The following is a 3,726-nucleotide window of genomic DNA, read 5'->3' on the forward strand; positions in this document are numbered from 1 at the left end:
TGCGCCCCGGCCTCCCGATCTGGCTCACTGGCGAGCAAGGTCAGGACGTTAGATCAGCGCGATGGTCTGGCGCAACGTCACATTGGTCTACCGTATGGTCTGCGGCGAGGCACGGCCCGAGCTAAATGTCGAACGATGTCGATTTCAATTTCGACAGATCGTGGCCTCGTATGGTAAATATAGAAGTAGGAACCATTAGGTTCTGGCTCTGGCGGAGCCCAATGGTTTGATCTGAAGACATACGTCTGACCTCAAAGCAGGAACCCGCGAGAGCCGCCACTCTCGTGGGTTTCTTCTTATTTTGAGGTCTATTATGTCACTGTATTATTTCGACGCCTTGGCAGGCGCGGGGAAGACCTACGCTCTCGCCCGATATGCCGATCGCTGTGCTCGCCGTGGTCAGAAGGTCCTTTTCGTCCAGCCGAGCAAGCGCCTGATCGATCAGACGATCGCGCAGGAGATCAACCCGCTCAACCCGCTCAACTCGGCCTACCCGGTCACGCCGATCCACGGCGATGTCTGCACCTCGGTCGTGAACGCGCTGGTCGAGCACTTCAAGAACGCCAAGCCCGGCGGTGAGATCGTCTTCGCGACCCATGCGGCGCTGCTGCGGTTGCCCTATGCCGAGGGCGCGCAGAACTGGCTCCTGATCGTCGACGAGGTTCCGCAGGTCGATGTGTTCAAAGAACTGAACCTGTCCGAGACACATCGGCTGATCACCGATCATCTCGCCATGGCCCCGACGAGCGCGGCCTATGGGCAGCTTGTGGCGCGGGGGGCTCTCTGATGAGCCTGCCCAAGATCGCCCGGAACCGCCACGGCGACGATATCTATACCCTGCTCGGCAACGTGGCCCACCGCATCGTTTGCGACCATTGGTCCGTGCATGCGCTTCAGAGCAGCTATGAGAGCCTGCTCCGGGGCGAGAAGGAGAGTGGTCGGCTGACGACTTACTCGCTGCTGAAGCCCTCGATCTTCCAGCAGTTCGGCACGACGATCGTGGCCTCGGCCTGCTTCGAGGACACTATGCTTTACCGGCTCTGGACCGGCTGGGGCGTGGAGATGACGCCAATCAGCGGCAGGCTCGCCAAGAGCCTGCGCTATCAGAAGCATGAGAACGGCGACCGCATCGTGATCGCCTATGTCGCCGACGAGAGTTGGTCGAAGACGTTGCGCGATCGTCAAGTCGAGGTTGATGGCGAAGTCGTGCGCGTCATGGACCGGTTGGTCTCGCTGATCGCAGACGTGACCGGGGGCGAACCCTTCGCATGGATGGCCAACAACGACCTGCCTGACGGTCTGTTCGCGCACCTGCCGGGAGCCGAGCGCCTGCCGAACAGCCCGCATGGGCTGAACACCTTCCAGCATCTGCATCAGGTCGTGGTCCTGTCGGCGCTGAACCCGCCGCCGGCCCACTTCTCGTTTATGCAGGCCGAGGGGATCAATGGCGAGGAGATGCGCACCGGCCATTATCAGACGGCCGTCTATCAGGCTGTGATGCGCATCTCTATCCGTGACCCACAGTGCGAGGAGCCCAAGCTCGCCGTGGTCATGGACAAGAGCACGGCCGAGTGGCTCGCTGGTCTCTTCCCCGGTGCCGATGTCGTGCCATTGGACGGACTCGGCGTCCCGCTTCGCAAGGGCAAGCCGGGTCGGCCACGGGACTACGAGACCAGCCCGGAGCGCAACCGGGCCTATCGCCTTCGCCAGAAGAAGGAGCGGTTCGACGAACTCAAGGCCATCAATGGCTCCTACATCGAGCCGATCAGCTATGCCGCGTTCGGCGAGCAGGTCCGCAAGGCCATGGCCGAACAGGAATCGCGGGACGAAAACACCTCCTATAAGGACATTTTGTCCCGCGATTTTGGATCGGCCTTCGCCGACAAATACGCCTTGAGGCCCCTTACCCATCTCGATCTCGATGACGAGGAGGAGTTCATCCGGCTCCTGCGCGACCTGCATCGAGAGGTGCCGGCGTCGAAGGAAGACAATGTCCTGTTCAGCCCGGCCCACTTCGACGCCGACATGGCAAGCGGGACCTCTCGCGGCCTTGCCAACATCACCCATGTGCGCGGCATCTGGATGGACAATGACGGCGGCGACCTCAGCCACGCCGAGTTCGCCCGGCTCTTCCCGTATCTGCGGGTCGTGGTCTGGAACACCTACTCCTCGACGCCGGAGAAGCCGCGCTGGCGCGCCTTCATCCCAACCAGCTACGCGATGTCGATCGAGGTCCACCGCTGCGTCATGCAGCAGATCGAGGAGGTGCTGCACAAGGCCGGCTATCGCAGCCAGAAGGCGATCGAGAAGCTCGCGAAGACGAGCCCCAAGGCGTGGAAGCACCACGGCTTCGACATCGGCAAGTTCAACGCCGCGAGCCTGTTCTATGCCCCCTGTCAGGCGGCCCATCCGCAGGGTTCGTTCTTCATCGACCACAACGACCCGAAACGGGCTCCGCTCGATCTCTACATGTGGCTGGACAACTGCATCTTCGACCTGCGGCCGGAGCCCGAGCCGATCGCCGTTCCGACCATCCCGGCCATCTCGATCCCGGCACCCCAGCCGATCCATGACGAGAGCCTGCGGGCTGTCTCGGAGGCCCTGAACAAGATGAAGGCCAACGGCACCGTGCAGCGGCGTCAGGCCAAGGTCGACAGGGCGATCGACGACTGGCACTGCGCGCCCAAGGGCGATGGCCACAACGCCTTCTTCCGGCTGGGAGCGGCGCTGAAGCGGGCAGGCCTCGACGAGGATGATATCCAGCAGCGTCTTCGCGAGGAGGCTGCCGGCGCTTACTCGCCCGCAGATCGTCGCAAGGAGATCAGGGGCATCATGCGCTCGCTGAAGAAGGTCGGGAGCCTGTGATCAAACCATGGTCAGAGATGTGCAGACGTCTCTGACCATGGCCACTCCGGCACCCGTGATGTCACGAGAGCAGGCCGCGAGGCACGCAATCGGTTCGGGACCCCGATGTGGGACACAGACTTTTACCCCCGGAGTAACGCCCGCCCTCTTACCCTCGCGGGGTAACCCGGCTCACGTGTGCCGGAGGGTCATGGGAGCAGCCATGCCATTGTGCCCGGCACACCTGTGCAATCCGTGTCAGGGCTGTGCAGCCCGTGTCCTTGCGCCCGGCCCATCCGGGCCAACGGTCATAGCGTCAGGCAGCGAGGATCGCTGTCGATCGACCCCGCCCTCTTACCCCCTCAGGGTAACCCCGACTCCGGACGAGGACGAATGATCCCGACATCCAACTGGTCGTGGTCGGAACAGCGATCACACATCAGTCCGGCTCGCAGTGCGAGAGAAAAAAGAAGTCATGGGGTGACGATTAATATCGCCAGATCGTAGTCGAGGCGTTAAATTACGAATACCGCCATGGAGCGGCATATTTAAATCAATTATCGAAGGTTTATATTTTTATGTCGATTGCAGTCACCGATCCCTACACATACATCTTCGCCATTCCCGGTGGACTTAACCGCCAATGGGTCAAGGCATACATCTCTTATTACAAAAACATCGCCAAGAAGATCGGGCACACCCCTGTCGCGATCCGGAAGAGCCTCGGCGACACGGTCTCCTTCATCGAGTTCGACTTCGCGCAGCCGGTCCTCGAAAAGTTCAGGCTCGCCATCCAGCAGGCGTAGGCGGCCGAAAGATAAACCCAAGGAGAGAGGGGGCGGCAGGGGTCGCCCCCACCCCAGCATCCGGAGTCCCAAAAAA

Annotated in this window: 3 protein-coding genes; all 3 read left to right on the forward strand. The window is 61.5% G+C overall.

Going from position 1 to position 3,726, the window contains the following annotated elements:
• The first annotated feature begins 313 nt into the window (after positions 1-313).
• The 3 genes from AC2FAN_RS27090 to AC2FAN_RS27100 all read left to right on the forward strand — a co-directional run bounded on the left by AC2FAN_RS27090 (position 314) and on the right by AC2FAN_RS27100 (position 3,650).
• Entirely contained in the window at positions 314-787 is a 474-nt protein-coding gene (locus AC2FAN_RS27090; protein WP_485177054.1) for a DEAD/DEAH box helicase family protein, read from the forward strand.
• Positions 787-2,865, forward strand: a complete 2,079-nt coding sequence (locus AC2FAN_RS27095; RefSeq protein ID WP_485177055.1) for a hypothetical protein — start codon at positions 787-789, stop codon at positions 2,863-2,865. The genes AC2FAN_RS27090 and AC2FAN_RS27095 overlap by 1 nt, the downstream gene beginning before the upstream one ends.
• Before the next feature lie 557 nt (positions 2,866-3,422).
• Positions 3,423-3,650, forward strand: a complete 228-nt coding sequence (locus AC2FAN_RS27100) for a hypothetical protein (RefSeq protein WP_485177056.1) — start codon at positions 3,423-3,425, stop codon at positions 3,648-3,650.
• Positions 3,651-3,726 lie beyond the last annotated feature (76 nt).

Source organism: Allobosea sp. RIT-PG3_2 (assembly GCF_057321085.1).